Source organism: Sphingomonas sp. F9_3S_D5_B_2 (assembly GCF_054263715.1).
In genome coordinates, this window is record NZ_JBSZFB010000004.1 from 39918 (window position 1) to 55662 (window position 15745).

A 15745-nucleotide genomic window follows, 5' to 3' on the forward strand; every position below is an offset into this window, starting at 1 on the left:
AAGAACCCCTGTGTCTCTGGATCGGACCGCTCGTTGGCCGCTCGGCTGGGACGGGTCAAGCAGCTGCCGAACGGCGCGGCGTTGCCTCTTGCGTCTCGACCTGCGACACCGCGCAGGTGACACGAGGCGCACCGGCAGAGCGAAAGCTTGGGTTCTGGATGGTGCTGGCGCTCGTCGTCGGTACCTTCATCGGGTCAGGCATCTTTCAGCTGCCGGCGCAGCTTGCGCCGCTTGGATGGAGTTCCGTTTGGGGCTGGCTGATCACGATCGGCGGCGCGATCTGTCTCGCCATCGTATTTGCCAACCTCTCCAGGGCACTGCCGCTCGCCGCCGGCCCTTATGCCTATGTCGAGGAGGCGTTCGGCCGGCCGCCGGCTTTCATCGTCGCGTGGAGCTATTGGCTGTCGATCTGGGTCGGCAACGCAGCCATCGCGATTGCGGCAGTGAGCAACCTCTCGGTCTTCGTTCCGCAGCTCGCCAGCACGCCCGGTGCAGGTGCAGTGGCCGCGATCAGCATTATCTGGATCCTGACGCTGGTGAACTGCTTGAGTGTTCGTGGCGGCGGCGGAGTCCAGCTCGTCACCACGCTCATCAAGGTAGTCCCGCTGATTGTGGTTGCGGTACTCGCGGTGGGCGTGCTGAGCGGATCGCACGGGGCGCCGGTGCCAGCCTATCACGGAGCCGACATCACGGTGGCGTCGGTCAACTCCGCGGCAACTCTCACGCTGTGGGCACTGCTCGGGTTCGAGGCCGCTTCCATTGCCACACGCGCGGTGCGCGACCCGGAACGTAACGTGCCTCGCGCAACCATCGCGGGCACGCTGATTGTCGGGTTGCTCTACCTTGCTACCGCCACTCCGGTGACTTTGTTCATGGCAAGCAGCGCCGTCGCCGCATCCAATGCGCCGTTCGCGATGTTCGTCAGCCAGTTCTGGAGCCCTGCCGCCGGCAACCTGATCGCGCTGTTCGCGGCAATCAGCTGCATCGGCGCGCTAAATGGTCTGGTGCTGATCTCCGGAGAGTTTCCGCTCGCCTGGGCGCGGGACGGCGTGTTCCCGCGCTTCTTCGGCCAGGCATCGCGGCGTGGCATCGCCGTCCGTGGGCAGATCCTCTCGAGCACGTTGGCCACCATTCTCGTCGCGGCCAATTACAGCCGGACGCTCGCCGGACTGTTTGCCTTCATGGCCCTGCTCGCAACGGCTGCAGCCCTGATCTTGTACCTGTCGTGCGCTGCATCTGCATTAAGGCTTCAGGCAACAGGACTGATGGCGCGGCGCTGGCCGATGACGGCCGTGGCGATTGCTGCGATCATCTACTCGCTTTGGGCCCTCTATGGTGCGGGGCTCGAGGCGCTGAAGTGGGGAGCCGTTCTGCTCGTCGCCGGCGTAGTCATCTATCTTTTCACGCGCGTGCTGAACCGCTCCAGCCGGGTGCCGGAGCTCGCTCCAGCCGCGCTTCCGGAATGAGCTTGCGGAGCTTGGCTGCGAAGCTGCGCAGGCAGACCTCACTCTTTCCCAGCGGCCCCGCCACGTAGCTCGGCGACTGCATGCCGAGCTGGACCCGGGTGATCAGTTCGGTGTCCTCGGCATTCACCCGCCGGTTGATCCGCCAGTTCAGATAGCGAGACGCGCGCATTTCACGGCGGTCATCGGGGAGAGCGTAGCTGATCTCGCGGATCACGGTCTCCGTCGCGCTGACCGGCAGGAATTGCATGAAGTCGACCTGGTCAGGGTAGATGTCGAACGCTACGTTCGGGAACAGCTTGTAATAGAGCCACTTGCGCTGGTGCGACGCCGGCAGGTGACCAACCGCCGGGAGCAGGTGCTGGTAGGCGCGCTCGGACGGGTTGGCCGAGTCCTTCTCGACGAGATCGCCCTCCATGCGGTCGACGTGATCGCGCGCCTCGATCCGGTAGTTGCGCTCGAACAGCCGCGTCAGGCCAGGGTGCCCGACCGGGATGTGCAGGTGGTCGGAGTAGTTGTCGGCGATGGTCTTCCAGTTCAGCGGGCGCGGCCGGAGGGTCACGCGGCCGATCGCCTGCAAGTCCTCCAGCCGATAGGGCGCAACTTCCTCCTCATAAGGCGCCATCATCTCGGCAACCGAAGGTGCACCCGGCTCCAGCGTCACGAACAGGAAGCCGTGCCAGCGCTCGAGCGGCAGCGGCACCAGGCCTAGCTTGTCGGTCTGCAGGTAGGGATATTCGTAGCGATGAGGCACGCCGACCAGCCGCCCGTCGCGGGCGTAGCTCCAGGCGTGATAGGGACAGGTCAGAACGCGTGCGCAGCCTCCGGTGCCGTCGACCAGCCGTGAGCCGCGGTGCCGGCAGACGTTGGCGAAGGCGCGGACCTCCCCGTCGTCGCCGCGGATTACGATCACGCTTTCGCCGAGATATTCGAGGCTCCGCCACTCGCCGGCCAGCGCGATCTCGCTTTCGTGGCAAACCACTTGCGGCGCGGCGCGAAGGAACGCCCGCTGCTCGGCCCCGAAGAACTCCGCATCATGGTACAGCCAGCCCGGCAAGCTCATGCCGTTGAGCGGATCGGGCGTGGGTTCAACGGTGCGAAGCTGGGTGGCCATGATGTCTTCTAGCGCCGTTCGCGCGAGTCCGGGAGAGCGATCCGCTTCAGCTAAGCGGAATGTTCCCAAAGTTCGCACTGACGACGGCGAATCTACGGACTGCGACCTGGCCGAGACGCCACCTCCTTTTTTGGGCACCACCCCGTGTGTCAGACCGTGCGCCTGTAGGACAGCTCAACAACCACTTCTGAGCGGGCCCTACATCGGAGCGCACGCCGTCTGGAATTGATCAGCTTGATACAGAACGAGGGTTCGCTCCCGCGAACCCTCGCTCGTGACTGACCCTTACCAGCCGCTGCGGCCGGGGAACTGAGCGTTGATGATCGTTCCCGTCGGCAACTGGCACTCGCCCATGCCGCCGCCGGCCATTCCGGACATTGGCCGCATCAGGTTGAAGTGGCAGCGCATGAAGCCACCCGGACCCTGCAGGTTGGCAAGGACCTGGCCGCTGTAGTGGGTGATGGTGTCATCGGACGGACCCCACGGACCCCAGCCGCCCCAGCCCCAACCAAAGCGGCGACCGCCCCAGCCATGGCCCCAGCCGAAGCCGCCGCCCCAGCCGTTCCAGAGCGGGCCGTACATGTCGATGCGGCTTTCCTGGGTGACCTGGAAGAACGGTCCCTGGTAGACCTGTCCATTGCTCAGCTGGGCGACCATCGTTCCCCGGGTGCCGCCATTCTCGGTCCAGGTGAAAGTTGCGCCAAGGTTCTGACCCACCGCCTGGCCGGTTCCGACGCCGGTGGTCGTGCAGCCCGCCATCGCGATGGCAATTAGCGAGGCAGTTGCGCCTCTCAACAGTTTCGAACTCATAGTGTAGCTCCTTCGGATGTCTAAACGGCGAAAAGGCACAGCGGCTCCCAAGCTTCTTGCACGATGCTGGGTGAACGGCAGCCGAACTGAAGTCTATCGCGAGCTTGCCTTTTCAGGCGTCCGGCGTCATAGGCGCGGCGCTGGCGCACGGCCCTGCCACGGCGCCTGTATCTTTTGGAACGACAGCCGGAGGGGCGCCGCACTGGGCGGCGTCAGCGATCGGCCAACATGAGAGAACAGCATGCCGCTCTACGAGCATGTTTTCCTCGCGCGTCAGGACCTTGCACAGGCACAGGTCGATGCGCTTGCGGAAAACGCTACCAAGATCATCGAGGACAATGGCGGCAAGATCGCCAAGACCGAGACCTGGGGGCTTCGCTCCCTCGCCTACCGGATCGCCAAGAACCGCAAGGCCCATTACGTCGCTCTCGACATCGACGCGCCCGCTCCGGCCATTGCCGAGCTCGAGCGCCAGTCGAACATCAACGAGGACATCATCCGCTTTCTGACGCTCCGCGTCGACGAGCATGAGTCCGGACCGTCGGCAATGATGCGCCGCGGCGAAAAGGAGCGTGAGCGTGGCCCGCGCAGCGACCGTGGCGATCGCGGCGAGTTCCGCAGCGGCGACCGTGATCGCGGCGACCGTGGCGACCGCCCGGACTTCCGTGCCGCCCGTGAAGAGGAGGTCGAATAATGGCTCGCGCATTCTTCCGCCGCCGCAAGTCCTGCCCGTTCTCCGGCAAGGACGCGCCGCGCATCGATTACAAGGACGTCCGGCTGCTTCAGGGCTTCGTGTCCGAGCGCGGCAAGATTGTCCCGTCGCGCATCACCGCCGTCTCATCCAAGAAGCAGCGTGAACTGGCCCGTGCGATCAAGCGCGCGCGCCACATCGGCCTGCTTCCCTACGTCGTGAAATAAGGAGCGGCGAACATGGAAATCATTCTGCTTGAGCGCGTCGAGAAGCTCGGCGCCATCGGCGACGTGGTGAAGGTCAAGGACGGGTTCGCCCGCAATTACCTCCTCCCGAACAAGAAGGCGCTTCGCGCCAACGAAGCTAACCGCAAGGTCTTCGAAGCCAATCGTGCGAAGATCGAAGAGGACAATGCGAGCCGTCGCACCGACGCGGAGAAGTCCGCCAAGGGTGTCGACGGCAAGACGGTCCAGCTGATCCGCCAGGCTTCGAACACCGGCCAGCTTTACGGTTCGGTCAGCGCTCGCGACATCATCGATGCGCTGGCGACCGAAGGCGCCCACGTGACCAAGAGCCAGGTCGTGCTCGATCGCCCGATCAAGGCGATCGGCGTGCACGAGATCCGCATCGCTCTGCACCCGGAAGTGTCCGTGACCGTGAAGGTCAACGTGGCCCGTTCGCCCGAGGAAGCCGACTTGCAGGCGCAGGGTGTCGACGTCATGGCGCAGATGTTCGAGCGCGACACCGCCGCGTTCACCGAAGACTATGATCCGAACGCCGAGCCCGGCGCTACCGCGGAAGCGGCTGCTGCGGCTCCGGCAGGTGGCGACGCCCAGGAGGGCTAATCGCCTCACTGACGATCAAGCGAAAGGCCGCTCCTTCGGGGGCGGCCTTTTTCGTTGCGACCAGCCGTTTGTCGCATCGCTCGTTTGCTGCTCGGAACGGTTGCTGTCGCCACCTTGTTCTAGGCGCTGGAGCAAGGTGGGCGTGGACAAGGAGATTTCCGATGGCTGACGAACGCGACCAGGATCAATCGAGCGAGCCGCAAGGCAACGACAACCAGCAGTTCACCGGCCAGCAGAGCCAACAAAATGAGATCGGCCAACACAACGAGCAGAGCGCGTTCAGCCAAGGCCAGCAGAGCCAGGAACAGCCGGGTTACGGCTCGCAACCGACCATGAGCAACCAGGGCTCGGAGGGCAGCTTCGGCGGCCAGAGCTCGGGTCAAAGCTCTAGCGGCGGATCCAGCCTCGGCGCGCAGAACGGCCAGCCGATCGGTGGTAACGACAGCAACATCGGCTCGGGAACGACGCTTAGCCAGAGTGGCGGCTCCGACATCGGCAGCAGCGGTCAGGGATCGGGTCTCGGCAGCCAGGGCCAGAGTTCCAGCGGCCAGACGCAGCTCGGCGCGGACAGCGATACGCTGACCACGGATCAGGGCAGCGGCGGCACTGGCGGCGGCATCGGCACCGGCGGCCAGGGCGGCACGACGCCCGGTTCGACGGGCGAAGGGTTCATCGGCTCGCAGGGCACCGGCTCGGACGATTACCTGCAGCAGCAGGACGGCCCGTCATCAGACGCGACCAGCGGATCGTCCTCGGCCGGCGCGACCGGCGGCGCGGACTTTGCGAACCAGGGCCGCGGCGCTCTCGATGCGGATGACGAGTCCGGCGCCGGATCGACTGGCGGGGGCTCGGGGTCGAGCGACCGCTCTATCTAGGCCTTAGGCTCATGGAAGCGCCGCGCTCCTCGTGGGGCGCGGCGCTTTCTTTTTGTCCGCGACGGTGAGCCGCGGTTCCGTCAGCGATGAACCGTGGAGAACGCGGCGTCCTGATCCGTTGATGTGGTGCAATCGAGGAGACCAGGAATGCGCAGCAACAGCGGCAAGGACGAGGCCCGCAACAATCTGCATGACCCTACCCTGCGCGACCGCAGCATGGGCCGGGATGAGACCGGCAATTCCGAGAAGGAGCCCAAGGCTCCCGCCGACAACAGGCAAGGCCGCAAGGACTAACTCAGGGGGATCAGCGCACGCGGTAATAATCCGCAACGCGATCCAGGGCGAACGTCAGAACGAGCTTGCCAGCCCGGGCCGGCCAGCCAAGGGCACTCTCGGCATCCCGCATCCCCTCGCCGGCGCAGACGATCCGCCAGAGGATGTCCGCGAGGCCCGGACCGGCACTCGCCACAGCGCCTTCGAAGCGGCGCTTGGAGTCGATCTGTGCGCCGGCCAGGTCGGGCGACGGCGCCGATCCGCCACGGCTCCCCGAAACTGGCGAGTTGTCCCAGCCCATCGTCACCCGAGGCGCCAGTTGCGCGCGCTCCCAGTCCCCGCGGAGGCGCTCGCCCGCGTCGAACTGCCGCTGTGTCAGCATGCCACGCGAGAACAGCCAACCGAGCGGGGATTCGGCGAGGTTGACGGTCACGGATCTAACCGCCGGTCCAACATCGCCGTCGATTGGCCGCTCCTCCAGCAGTCGGGACTGATCCTTGGCCATGACCTCTCCTCTTCGAGTCGTTCAGCGACTTGCCACAGCGGAGAAACTGTAGGACAGGGACAAACCGTTCTGGTTAGCTGGGGAGGCAAACATGATCACTCGGATCCGGGAAGTCCGTAAGGCGCGCGGACTCACGCTCGACGATGTCGCTCAGCGTTGCGATCCGCCGACGACCCCGCAGACCATAGGCCGCCTGGAGACTGGCACACGCACCGTCTCGGTCGGCTGGCTCAACCGGATCGCGAAGGCTGTGGGGGTCGATGCCCAGGACCTGGTCGCGACTGGTGCAGAGCAGGCCGAACTCAAGGTTGCAGCGGTCCTCGGCGCTTCAGGCGCGACCGCACCGCGCAAGGCCGCCGTGGTCATTCCGCCGCGGCCGTCAGAGGCGCAGCTCGCTGTTACCGTTTCGTCAAGCGTCGGGAATTATCGTGCCGGCGACGACATCTGGTGCGACGTCCTCGACAGCAGCGATTTCGCCCGGGCGCTGAACCGGGACATCCTCGTCCCGAGGGCTGCTGGGCGCTTCCTGTTCGGCCGTTTGATCAACCGGGACGTCGACAAGCTGCAGATCCTGCCGCTGGAAGCCGGTGGACGCCAGCAAGTGGTGGCAAACCCGCCCTGGATCGCAGTTGCATCCAAGCTGGTTCGCAGCCTTTAGCATCAGTGACTCCGCTGTTGCCGGAAAGCAACAAGAAGCGCTCATCTTCGCTCGATCCAAGTGTCGGCGGAACGACAGTTCACCCTGCGCTATTGTGACCTGCATGGATGAGGATGTGATCGCTAACATCCGCAGCCGGGTCGAGCGTTGCCGCCGCCTGGCTGCGAGTACAACCGATCGACGAGTCGCCGCGATACTCCTGCAGATGGCCGCAGAAGGCGAAGCCGATCTCGAGCACTTGCGGGCCGGCGGAAGCTTGCCTCCCGAACGATCCGCAGACAGCTAGCGGCTCGCGCCGAGCTTCGCCACGAGCCGGTCGCGGTTCCAGAGTTCGCAGCGTACTTTCGGTTCGACAGCGCGTGCCCGGGCGATCGCGTCCGCGTCGTCCTCGGCGGCAATTTCGTGCGCCTTGCTGATCCCGCCGTGCTCGTTGAAGCAGTACAATCGATACTCTGGCATCTGCCCCCTTCTGGCCTGCCGCTTACAACGATTCGTAGCCGGAATGAAACGTCGCCACGATTTCAGCGAGGAAGATCGGACCCGCCTCGCTGCCCAGGAGTTCGGGCCCCCATGTTCTTGCTTTTCTCGAACCGGCTCGGCTGCATCGCCTCTTTGCTCGTGAGCGCCGCCGTCACCCTGGTGCTACTGATCCTGCTCGGCTGGATACGGCTCTAGGCGGGCGCGTGCGAAGCCCGTCGAGCGGCCGAGTTTGCTCGCCGGCGCACCGACGACTACACCGTCTGTGAGCGGCCACGGGGGGTGCATGGACGGCAGCGACACTGAACGGCGTCCGCAGGTGCAGGGCTTTTTCCACGCGCCGTCGAACACAATCAGCTATCTGGTCTGGGATCCGGCGACGTTGTCTGGCGCGATCGTCGATCCGGTGCTCGACTTCGATCCTGCCAGCGGAACAGCGGGCACGCGCTCCGTCGATGCGGTCCTCGACCGCGCTCGCGAGCTCAAGCTGCAGATCGAATGGTCGCTCGAGACCCACGTCCACGCCGATCACCTCTCGGCGGCGCAGCGCGTCCGAGGAGAGACGGGAGCGCGGACCGTGATCGGCGCCGCCGTCACCGACGTGCAGCGGGAGTTCGCGCCGCGGTTCGGGATCGCGCTTGCCGGCGAGGGCAGCGAGTTCGACCGCCTCGTCGTCGACGGCGATCGCCTCCCGCTGGGCGACCTCGAAATCAGCGTCATCGCCGTTGCGGGCCACACACCCGCCGATGTTGCATACTCTATCGGTGACGCAGTGTTCGTGGGCGACAGCTTGTTCATGCCGGACTACGGGACCGCGCGGTGCGACTTCCCGGGCGGTTCGGCAAGACAGCTCTATGCGTCGGTGCAGCGCCTCCTCGCGCTGCCATCACAAACGCGCATGTTCCTTTGCCACGACTACAAGGCGCCTGGCCGCGACTTCTACGCATGGGAGACGACGGTGGCGCAGCAAGGCGCGAACGTGCACATCCGGGGTGGCGGTGAAGAGGCGTTCGTGGCGATGCGGGAGGCCCGCGATGCCACGCTCGCAGTCCCGGCGATGCTACTCGCCGCGCTTCAGGTGAACATACGCGCCGGCCGGGTCCCGAGGATGCTGAAACTACCCGTCACCTGGGAGCGCTGAGCGACTCGTCGCGCGCAATGGTGGGCGGTGACGGGCTCGAACCGCCGACCCTCTCGGTGTAAACGAGATGCTCTACCAACTGAGCTAACCGCCCAAGGCATCGCCGTTGCCACGGCGCCGCTTGGGCTGCAAGCGCGGGCTAGATTGCCGCGGCGGGGCCCACTTCCGCGAAGTATCGGCGCAGCGCGTCACTGGTCTGCGGCGCGAGCTCAACGAACACGCGGCGGCCGTCGTGCGGATCGGAGCGCCGCACGAACAGCCCTTCCTTAACCGTGCGCTTGAGCCAGCGGAGCGCCGTCGTCGCGGGCACCGCCGCCGCGATACACAGGCTGGAGACCGGAACCCGCAGGTGTGCGATCTCGGCGCAGAGGAGGTCGAGAAGCATGTCCCAGGCGGGGTCGGCGAACAGGTCCTCGGCAAAAAATTGCGTTCGGAGGCGGCGCGCCCGGATTACCTTGCGAACCACCTCCAACGGAACGTCCGGTGTCGTCCCGCTCTGCTCAATGACCGGCGCCGGCGTCGCTGCCGAAGGTCCGATCGAAAGACGTGCGAGCGTGGAGGCGATGCGGCCGACTTCGTCACTGAGCTGCCGTAGCCGCTCCGCACTTCGGTCGGACGCCACGTCGGCAGCGACCTGACGCTCGCCGCGGAGCGCGAGCGCTAGCAACAGTGCCGAAGCGCGCTCGGCATCGTTCGCACCGATCAGCAACTGAACCTCGTCGTCGACCGCTCCGAACAGGTGATCGAGGAGCAGCGGAGTCGCCGATACCACCGCAGGATAGCGGCCCGCAGCTGCGTCACGGTTAAGCGTCGCCAGCGTTGCCGCGAGCTCGTCGTTTACCTCGCCATCAAGCTCGAGCCACACCGCCGCCGCCGCACCTTGGCGCTGCAGCCTCGCCTCCGCTTCTTCGATCGGGATCGCCGCGCCGATACGCAGGCCCAAAGCGCGGACCGTGCGGGTCGCACGCAGGATGCACGCCTCGTTTGAACCGGCAATCAGGACCGGCGGCGCGTAAGAATAGTCGAGAGTCGAAACGGTCGAAATCGCATCCATTGGGCTACCCCAATAAGAAAAGCGGACCGAGCAGGTCGTTGATAACGCGCAAAGTGGAGAAGAGTTAGACGCTTTCGGCTCCACATCGGACCAAACGGCTGGAAGGCGGCAAGGATTGCGCGTGCATAGGCGCCGCTGACGAGCGCCGGGGGGCTGCGGGTGGGCTGGGTACCGAAGGAATATAGTGCAGCCGAACGCGCGCGCTGGCTCGCCGAACTCGCGAAGGCGCTCGTCGAGGCGGTAAACGTGGCGGCAGAGCTTGGCCTGGCGCAATCGCGCAGGGCCGAACATGTGGAGTTCTTTGCCCGTGTCACTGTCGCCCGCGCGCAGGTCCGGAGCTTGAGGCTCGGCCAGGCTGATGAGCGGACGGGGGAATGTAGTCCAAACTGGAGCAATCCGGCGCCGTGGCCCAGCAAATCTGGCGAGCGGCGTTAAACGCCCTGCGGGAGATCTCCGCCGCCCGAGAACGGCTGGACGAACGGACCGATCGGAGGCGCTTGCCACCCGCCCGTGGCCACGAAGCCGCGGTTCAGGAACGCGGGCTTGCCGTATCGCAGCGGCGTTCCATCCGGACCGTCGACCAGCCCGCCAGCCGCCAGCAGCACGGCGTGGCCTGCCGCGGTATCCCACTCGCTCGTCGGCGACAGGCGCGGGTAGATGTCGGCTTGGCCTTCCGCGACGATGCAGAACTTCAGGCTCGAGCCGATGCTGAGGTGACTGCACACGCCGATGCTCTGTTCGAGATAGTCGGCGGTGACCTGCGTGAAGTGCGACTTCGACGCGACCGCGACTGGTTCATCTTTGCGGGACCGCGTGTTGATCGGCCGGCGTCCCGCGCCTTCGTCGAGCCAGGCTCCCTGCCCCACTGCACCGGCATGCAAGCGGCCTGTGGCAGGCGCAAACACCACACCCAGTGTCGTCTGCCGGTCTTCGACTAGGGCGATGTTGACGGTGTAATCGTCGCCGCCGCGCACGAACTCTTTCGTGCCGTCGAGCGGGTCGACCAGGAAGAAGGTGCCGCCGTGCTGCGGTATGCGCCCTGCGGCAACCTCCTCCTCGGCAATCACCGGAAGGCCAGGCGCCGCCCGCGCCAGTGCCGCCAGGATGATCCGCTCGGCCGCGCGGTCAGCCACGGTGACCGGAGACGCATCCGACTTGGTCTCGATCTCGAAGCCGCGGCGGACGATCTCCAGGATCGTCGCACCGGCTTCCCGCGCCGCTTCAGCTATTTCGTCGAGCAGGCGGCCGCGATCCACCTCAGCGCGGCGCCATGCGGATGCCACCGTCGAGGCGAACTGCCGCGGCGTTGAGATACGAATTCTCGATCATGAAGCAGGCCAGGCGGGCATATTCCTCGGCCTGGCCGAGGCGCTTGGGGAACGGCACCTGCGCGCCGAGCGCGTCCTGGACGTTCGGCGGCATCATCGCGACCATCGGAGTCTTGAAGACACCTGGAAGGATGGTGTTCACGCGAACGCCGTCGTTCATCAGGTCGCGGGCAATCGGCAGTGCCATCGCCAGGACTCCGCCCTTGGAGGCGGAATAGGCGGCCTGGCCGATCTGGCCATCTTCCGCTGCGACCGACGCCGTGTTCACGATGGCCCCCCGCTCGCCGTCGGCGAGCGGGTCGAGGCTCACCATTCCGAACGCGGAATGGGCGATGCAGCGAAAACTGCCGATTAGATTGATCTGAATGGCCAGCTCGAACTGCTGGATGGGATAGAACTTGGGCGCCTTGGTCTCCTTGTCGCGGCCAACGGTCTTGGCGGCGTTCGCAATGCCTGCGCAATTGACCAGCACCCGCTCCTGCCCGTGCGTGTCCCGGGCTTTCGCGAAGGCAGCGGCCACCTTGTCGTCGCTGGTCACGTCGACTTCGCAAAACACGCCGCCGATCTCGCTTGCAACCTGCTCCCCTCGCTGCGCGTCGCGGTCGAAGAGGGCGACCTTCGCGCCGCGCCCGGCAAGTGCCCGCGCGGTCGCTTCGCCGAGCCCCGACGCCGCCCCTGTGACGACTGCCGCTACTCCGTTGACGTCCATGCTTGTCCCTTCCGCGGTGAAGACCCGGCACGCCTATGCGCTGAACGCCGTCCAAGACAAGGTCGGCGCTCATCAACCGTGGGAACAGTCGCCGCGGGCGATCAGTTGGATTGGGTGAACTGTTCCGGAGGTATTCGCGATGGATTACAAGAAACTGGGCTTCGGCCTCGGCATCTTCAGCATCGGGCTTGGTCTAGTCGAAGTGCTCGCCACGAAGCGGGTCGCCAAGGGCATCGGCGTCGAAGGCGGCGCGGCCGAGACGACGATCCGCCTGTTCGGCGCTCGTGAGCTTCTCGCCGGCGGCATGCTGCTGCGCGGCCCCGCGGTTTCGACCAACGTCTGGAACCGAGTGATCGGTGACATCATCGATCTCGGCGCACTGGTTATCGCCGCACCGCGCACTTCACGTCCGGCAGCTCTGGCGGGAGCGATCGGTTTCGTGGCCGGAGCCACGGCGTTGGATGTCTACGCCGCCCGCGGTCTCGACACTCAAACCGGCCGCACGTGGCCCCGAAGTGAGCGCGCGGAGGCCTGATCGGGCCGTTCTGCCGCAAATAGGCAACACTCGACCGCCCGGATTCATCCTGCGTCCAGATGAACTGGCGCACAAGCAAGTCGCTATGCAATGTTGCGTTCGTCTTGGTTGTGGGGGGTTATGGTGAAGTTTCGGTCTGCTCTGCGTCTTGTCCTCGGCGCGTCACTGATTTCGGCGTCGAGCCTTGCAACCGCCCAGATGAACCCTGGTTCGGGTGTTGCTGCGGCGAGCTCCGTTGCAAGCTTCTACAACAGCTTCCAGTCGCGCCCCATCTGGTTCCGTAACGGCGTCGCTGATCCGGCGGTCGGCCAGCTGATCAACATCCTGCAGCGCGCGCCGTTCGACGGTCTCGCCAGCGGCCCAGCCCTCGCTGCCAACGTCCAGGGAGCGCTTGCCCAGGCGCGTAGCGGCAACCCGGCCGACATCACCGCGGCCGACCGCGCCATCTCCACGGCGTGGGTTGAGTACGCTCAGGCGGTGAAGCAGCCGACGGCAGGCATGATCTACGCCTATCCGGTGCTTGCGCCGCAGGGATCGCGCGCAGACCAGATCCTGCTCACGGCCGCCGCCGCGCCTTCGCTGGGCGCATACATTTCAAGCGTCGCCAACGTGAATCCGATCTACTCGCAGCTCCGCGACACGGCTTGGGCTCAGGCGCAGGCTAGCGGCAATCTGACCCCGGACCCGCGGCTCCTGGCGAACCTCGATCGGGTACGCTCGATCCCGGCAAGCGGTCGCTACCTCCTGGTGGATTCCGGCTCGCAGCTGCTGACGATGTTCGACAACGGGCAGCCGGTTGACTCGATGCGCATCGTCACGGGCAAGCCCGACCTGCCGACGCCGCTCATCGCCAGCATCATGCACTACATCGTCTACAACCCATACTGGAACGTGCCGGATCACCTGGTCCGCAAGGTCATGGCGCCGAACGTGCTCAAGGAAGGCAACGCTTATCTGAAGCGCCAGGGCTATGAGGTAATGGCCGACTGGACGGTCAATTCTGCGGTCGTTCCGTGGACAGAAGTTGACTGGAAGGGGGTCGCCTCAGGTAAGGTGCACATCCGTGTCCGTCAGCGTCCGGGGCCTGCCAATTCGATGGGCAAGCTGAAATTCCCGTTCCCGAACAGCCAGGACATCTACCTGCATGATTCGCCGGAGCGTGAGTATTTCGATCGCGACCAGCGCTCGTTGAGCAATGGTTGCGTCCGTCTCCAGGACGCGCGCCGCCTCGGCCGTTGGCTGCTTGGGCAGGACCCGAGCGCTCCAGGAGGAGACGCGGAAATTCAGGTGCAGCTCCCGCGCGGCGTCCCAGTCTATCTGACTTACATCACGGCCCAGGCACGGAACGGTCAGATCGCCTACCTGCCCGATCCGTACGGCTGGGATTCGAACTCAAGGTCGCAGCTCGCCTCCGCCGGGCAGTGATCGCGCCGGGAGCCTAGCTCTCGATCAGTCCGTGAGTTTGTAACGCCGACAGGATCTGTTCGATCGCGGTGCGCGCCTGCGTGTCGACGACGGAGCCGGCCGACGGCCTCGGGATCGCCGCTGCTCTTGGGCCGACCACCGGCTGGCCGGCGACTAGCAGGCGATCACCACGTACTGCGCCAATCTCCCAGGTGCCGCTTCTGAATACCGCCCAGAGCGACGCGTTCACGACATAGGCAAACATGCCTGGTCGCGCCTCGATGAACCGCCAGCCGCCGTCCGTGGATCCGGCAAGACACTGATCGCGGCCCACCCATTCTCCCGTCGCACCTGCCGCCACGATGTAGGTCGCTCCGACCTCTGGAGTCGCCGGAGGCGCCGCGCGCGGTCCCTCCTCCACCGCGGCGGCGGCGATGAGGTCGAACCCCGCCGCTGCGCATGAATTTTCGAAGACGTGGGAGCCGAGCACGATCGCCAAGTCGCGGTCGTCGGCGATCAGCTGCACATAGGCATTGCCGTGCAGCAGCAGGTTCGCGGCGATGCTCTCCAGCAGCCCGTCCGCCTGGATCAGCGCGACCGCACGCGGATCACCCTCGACCGCATCGATCGTCAGCGCGCCGAGCATTCCCGACACCAGCCGCACCGCGCGCTGGCCGACCGGATTGCGCCGGAATACCTCGTCATATTGCGCTTCATAGGAGCGAGCGAACCCCTCCTCGGCCGAGTCATTCCTCAGCCACGCGGGCACATACGGACTCGCGTCCGCCGGCGCGCTCTTGCGCCCGAACCACCACCCCATCGCTCGCTCCTATCTTGAGTGCCCGAGCATAAGTCGGCGGTCGCGCAGCGACGGCAGGCTTATGTCGAGAGTGCACGAAAGCGGACGGCCTGCACGCGTGGCGCAACAGGTCCGACGTCACGGGATTCACTCCGGTGACGGCCGCCCAAAATAAAAGGGACCCCCGAAGGAGCCCCCTGGAAAACCAAGTCTGCCGCGACCCTCACACGCCCATGATGTGCCGCGCAGTCGCATGCCACCCGGGCGTGTCCCACAGCAGGCGCACGACGACCGATGCCGCCACGTAGATAGGCAGCCATACCCAGTAGGCGCGATGCACGCCGCGGTTGCGGACCGCGTCCCAGGCGATCATCGGCGATAGCACCAGAACGACGTACAGGTCGGTTGAAACCGGGCTGAACGGAAGCGTCGTCGGCAACCACGTCATTCGGTCGATCGCGGCCGGCAGCGGCATCGCCGTCGCAATCATCATCATCCGCTTGTGAAATCCCGCGTCCCGTCCCCGCGCTCGGAGCCCGATGGCCAGAAAGAGCGGAAACAGGAACCCGATCCGCATCTGCAGCAACAGGATGTTGTCGAGGTGCGGGATCCGGGCGGCCATCGCCGCCCGCATTGCCGGCGGACCCGATTGTGCGGTCTCCCACGCCTGGTGATAGTTGGTCGCGGCAAGCACCGCCCCGGCGAGAACCAGCGCCGGCGCCAGCACCATCGCCGCCATTCCAAGCTTGCGATGGAGCGAACACCGTCCAGTCGCGACAAGCACCGTCTGCGCGACGAGCAGCAGCAGAAACGACCCCATCAGCACCGCATGGACGTGCATCGCCAGCGGCAGCGGCGGCCGCGTTCCGGCCTTCACCATCCCGATCTTCATCAGCGAGTCGGGAACGAATCCGACCAGCACGACGACGACGAACGTCGCCGCCATGAACACGTAGATCCAGCGGTCGACGAACCCCGCGCGCGGCGTCCCCGACAGCAGGTCCACCCGCTCGCGCTTGGTACGCACAGTGTTTGCAACAGTCGCCATGGCGAACCCCCTCGCT

At 65.7% G+C, this 15745-nt stretch carries 21 protein-coding genes and 1 tRNA gene; 11 read left to right on the forward strand and 11 right to left on the reverse strand.

Going from position 1 to position 15745, the window contains the following annotated elements; genetic code table 11:
* The first annotated feature begins 116 nt into the window (after nt 1-116).
* Nucleotides 117-1466 (forward strand): amino acid permease, encoded by a 1350-nt coding sequence (locus ACUXST_RS11320; protein ID WP_458390093.1) that lies wholly within the window; start codon nt 117-119, stop codon nt 1464-1466.
* Here the strand turns inward: ACUXST_RS11320 and ACUXST_RS11325 are convergent.
* Nucleotides 1402-2577: an aromatic ring-hydroxylating oxygenase subunit alpha gene (locus ACUXST_RS11325; RefSeq protein WP_458390094.1), complete on the reverse strand. Its 1176-nt coding sequence runs from the start codon at nt 2575-2577 to the stop codon at nt 1402-1404. The genes ACUXST_RS11320 and ACUXST_RS11325 overlap by 65 nt on opposite strands.
* Before the next feature lie 285 nt (nt 2578-2862).
* Nucleotides 2863-3387, reverse strand: coding sequence for a hypothetical protein (locus ACUXST_RS11330; RefSeq protein WP_458390095.1), 525 nt, complete (start codon nt 3385-3387; stop codon nt 2863-2865).
* A 241-nt stretch (nt 3388-3628) separates the two neighbouring features.
* On the opposite strand from ACUXST_RS11330, the gene rpsF reads away from it, so the two are divergent.
* The 5 genes from rpsF to ACUXST_RS11355 all read left to right on the forward strand — a co-directional run bounded on the left by rpsF (nt 3629) and on the right by ACUXST_RS11355 (nt 6092).
* A complete protein-coding gene (rpsF, locus tag ACUXST_RS11335; RefSeq protein ID WP_458390096.1) occupies nt 3629-4081 on the forward strand; it encodes a 30S ribosomal protein S6 in 453 nt (150 codons plus the stop codon).
* Nucleotides 4081-4305 (forward strand): 30S ribosomal protein S18, encoded by a 225-nt coding sequence (rpsR, locus tag ACUXST_RS11340; RefSeq protein ID WP_249830161.1) that lies wholly within the window; start codon nt 4081-4083, stop codon nt 4303-4305. Before rpsF ends, rpsR begins: the two co-directional genes overlap by 1 nt.
* A gap of 12 nt (nt 4306-4317) precedes the next feature.
* Entirely contained in the window at nt 4318-4923 is a 606-nt protein-coding gene (gene rplI, locus ACUXST_RS11345) for a 50S ribosomal protein L9 (protein WP_458390097.1), read from the forward strand.
* A 161-nt stretch (nt 4924-5084) separates the two neighbouring features.
* A complete protein-coding gene (locus ACUXST_RS11350; RefSeq protein ID WP_458390098.1) occupies nt 5085-5798 on the forward strand; it encodes a hypothetical protein in 714 nt (237 codons plus the stop codon).
* Between the two features lie 147 nt (nt 5799-5945).
* Nucleotides 5946-6092 carry a hypothetical protein gene (locus ACUXST_RS11355; protein WP_458390099.1) on the forward strand — a complete coding sequence of 49 codons (147 nt, stop codon included), beginning with the start codon at nt 5946-5948 and terminating at the stop codon, nt 6090-6092.
* A gap of 10 nt (nt 6093-6102) precedes the next feature.
* Here ACUXST_RS11355 and ACUXST_RS11360 read toward each other — a convergent pair whose 3' ends face one another.
* Nucleotides 6103-6576 carry a DUF6456 domain-containing protein gene (locus ACUXST_RS11360; RefSeq protein WP_458390100.1) on the reverse strand — a complete coding sequence of 158 codons (474 nt, stop codon included), beginning with the start codon at nt 6574-6576 and terminating at the stop codon, nt 6103-6105.
* 91 nt (nt 6577-6667) lie between these two features.
* On the opposite strand from ACUXST_RS11360, the gene ACUXST_RS11365 reads away from it, so the two are divergent.
* A complete protein-coding gene (locus ACUXST_RS11365; protein WP_458390101.1) occupies nt 6668-7234 on the forward strand; it encodes a helix-turn-helix domain-containing protein in 567 nt (188 codons plus the stop codon).
* 79 nt (nt 7235-7313) lie between these two features.
* Here the strand turns inward: ACUXST_RS11365 and ACUXST_RS11370 are convergent, their stop codons facing one another.
* Both ACUXST_RS11370 and ACUXST_RS11375 read right to left on the reverse strand, forming a co-directional pair.
* Nucleotides 7314-7472, reverse strand: a complete 159-nt coding sequence (locus tag ACUXST_RS11370) for a hypothetical protein (protein WP_458390102.1) — start codon at nt 7470-7472, stop codon at nt 7314-7316.
* Between the two features lie 44 nt (nt 7473-7516).
* Nucleotides 7517-7693: a hypothetical protein gene (locus ACUXST_RS11375; RefSeq protein ID WP_458390103.1), complete on the reverse strand. Its 177-nt coding sequence runs from the start codon at nt 7691-7693 to the stop codon at nt 7517-7519.
* Nucleotides 7694-7997: 304 nt separating this feature from the next.
* Between ACUXST_RS11375 and ACUXST_RS11380 the strand changes: the two genes are divergently transcribed.
* Complete coding sequence (locus tag ACUXST_RS11380) at nt 7998-8852, forward strand: MBL fold metallo-hydrolase (RefSeq protein WP_458390104.1); 855 nt, start codon at nt 7998-8000, stop codon at nt 8850-8852.
* An 18-nt stretch (nt 8853-8870) separates the two neighbouring features.
* On the opposite strand, the gene ACUXST_RS11385 is transcribed toward ACUXST_RS11380, so the two are convergent.
* Both ACUXST_RS11385 and ACUXST_RS11390 read right to left on the reverse strand, forming a co-directional pair.
* Nucleotides 8871-8946: transfer RNA gene (locus ACUXST_RS11385), tRNA-Val, on the reverse strand.
* A 45-nt stretch (nt 8947-8991) separates the two neighbouring features.
* Nucleotides 8992-9906 carry a MarR family transcriptional regulator gene (locus tag ACUXST_RS11390; protein ID WP_458390105.1) on the reverse strand — a complete coding sequence of 305 codons (915 nt, stop codon included), beginning with the start codon at nt 9904-9906 and terminating at the stop codon, nt 8992-8994.
* A 159-nt stretch (nt 9907-10065) separates the two neighbouring features.
* On the opposite strand from ACUXST_RS11390, the gene ACUXST_RS11395 reads away from it, so the two are divergent.
* The gene (locus ACUXST_RS11395) at nt 10066-10341 is read left to right on the forward strand and encodes a hypothetical protein (protein ID WP_458390106.1); all 276 of its coding nucleotides are present in this window, start codon (nt 10066-10068) and stop codon (nt 10339-10341) included.
* Here ACUXST_RS11395 and cysQ read toward each other — a convergent pair.
* Nucleotides 10338-11189 (reverse strand): 3'(2'),5'-bisphosphate nucleotidase CysQ, encoded by an 852-nt coding sequence (cysQ, locus tag ACUXST_RS11400; protein ID WP_458390107.1) that lies wholly within the window; start codon nt 11187-11189, stop codon nt 10338-10340. The genes ACUXST_RS11395 and cysQ overlap by 4 nt on opposite strands.
* Nucleotides 11164-11943 (reverse strand): SDR family oxidoreductase, encoded by a 780-nt coding sequence (locus ACUXST_RS11405; RefSeq protein WP_458390108.1) that lies wholly within the window; start codon nt 11941-11943, stop codon nt 11164-11166. The genes cysQ and ACUXST_RS11405 overlap by 26 nt, the downstream gene beginning before the upstream one ends.
* Nucleotides 11944-12082: 139 nt before the next feature.
* Between ACUXST_RS11405 and ACUXST_RS11410 the strand changes: the two genes are divergently transcribed.
* Nucleotides 12083-12478, forward strand: coding sequence for a hypothetical protein (locus ACUXST_RS11410; RefSeq protein ID WP_458390109.1), 396 nt, complete (start codon nt 12083-12085; stop codon nt 12476-12478).
* Nucleotides 12479-12676: 198 nt separating this feature from the next.
* Nucleotides 12677-13903, forward strand: a complete 1227-nt coding sequence (locus ACUXST_RS11415; RefSeq protein ID WP_458390110.1) for a L,D-transpeptidase family protein — start codon at nt 12677-12679, stop codon at nt 13901-13903.
* A gap of 13 nt (nt 13904-13916) precedes the next feature.
* Here the strand turns inward: ACUXST_RS11415 and ACUXST_RS11420 are convergent, their stop codons facing one another.
* Complete coding sequence (locus tag ACUXST_RS11420) at nt 13917-14702, reverse strand: DUF2793 domain-containing protein (protein ID WP_458390111.1); 786 nt, start codon at nt 14700-14702, stop codon at nt 13917-13919.
* 202 nt (nt 14703-14904) lie between these two features.
* Entirely contained in the window at nt 14905-15729 is an 825-nt protein-coding gene (locus ACUXST_RS11425) for a hypothetical protein (protein WP_458390112.1), read from the reverse strand.
* Nucleotides 15730-15745 lie beyond the last annotated feature (16 nt).

What these genes read in the sequence shown, in the direction of transcription:
- ACUXST_RS11405 (WP_458390108.1), bottom strand. Translation starts at nt 11,943, where the DNA reads ATGGACGTCAACGGAGTAGCGGCAGTCGTCACAGGGGCGGCGTCGGGG.
- ACUXST_RS11355 (WP_458390099.1), top strand. Translation starts at nt 5,946, where the DNA reads ATGCGCAGCAACAGCGGCAAGGACGAGGCCCGCAACAATCTGCATGAC.
- ACUXST_RS11410 (WP_458390109.1), top strand. Translation starts at nt 12,083, where the DNA reads ATGGATTACAAGAAACTGGGCTTCGGCCTCGGCATCTTCAGCATCGGG.
- ACUXST_RS11330 (WP_458390095.1), bottom strand. Translation starts at nt 3,387, where the DNA reads ATGAGTTCGAAACTGTTGAGAGGCGCAACTGCCTCGCTAATTGCCATC.
- rpsR (WP_249830161.1), top strand. Translation starts at nt 4,081, where the DNA reads ATGGCTCGCGCATTCTTCCGCCGCCGCAAGTCCTGCCCGTTCTCCGGC.
- ACUXST_RS11350 (WP_458390098.1), top strand. Translation starts at nt 5,085, where the DNA reads ATGGCTGACGAACGCGACCAGGATCAATCGAGCGAGCCGCAAGGCAAC.
- ACUXST_RS11375 (WP_458390103.1), bottom strand. Translation starts at nt 7,693, where the DNA reads ATGCCAGAGTATCGATTGTACTGCTTCAACGAGCACGGCGGGATCAGC.
- ACUXST_RS11420 (WP_458390111.1), bottom strand. Translation starts at nt 14,702, where the DNA reads ATGGGGTGGTGGTTCGGGCGCAAGAGCGCGCCGGCGGACGCGAGTCCG.
- ACUXST_RS11390 (WP_458390105.1), bottom strand. Translation starts at nt 9,906, where the DNA reads ATGGATGCGATTTCGACCGTTTCGACTCTCGACTATTCTTACGCGCCG.
- rpsF (WP_458390096.1), top strand. Translation starts at nt 3,629, where the DNA reads ATGCCGCTCTACGAGCATGTTTTCCTCGCGCGTCAGGACCTTGCACAG.
- ACUXST_RS11380 (WP_458390104.1), top strand. Translation starts at nt 7,998, where the DNA reads ATGGACGGCAGCGACACTGAACGGCGTCCGCAGGTGCAGGGCTTTTTC.
- ACUXST_RS11415 (WP_458390110.1), top strand. Translation starts at nt 12,677, where the DNA reads ATGAACCCTGGTTCGGGTGTTGCTGCGGCGAGCTCCGTTGCAAGCTTC.
- ACUXST_RS11325 (WP_458390094.1), bottom strand. Translation starts at nt 2,577, where the DNA reads ATGGCCACCCAGCTTCGCACCGTTGAACCCACGCCCGATCCGCTCAAC.
- ACUXST_RS11365 (WP_458390101.1), top strand. Translation starts at nt 6,668, where the DNA reads ATGATCACTCGGATCCGGGAAGTCCGTAAGGCGCGCGGACTCACGCTC.
- rplI (WP_458390097.1), top strand. Translation starts at nt 4,318, where the DNA reads ATGGAAATCATTCTGCTTGAGCGCGTCGAGAAGCTCGGCGCCATCGGC.
- ACUXST_RS11425 (WP_458390112.1), bottom strand. Translation starts at nt 15,729, where the DNA reads ATGGCGACTGTTGCAAACACTGTGCGTACCAAGCGCGAGCGGGTGGAC.
- ACUXST_RS11360 (WP_458390100.1), bottom strand. Translation starts at nt 6,576, where the DNA reads ATGGCCAAGGATCAGTCCCGACTGCTGGAGGAGCGGCCAATCGACGGC.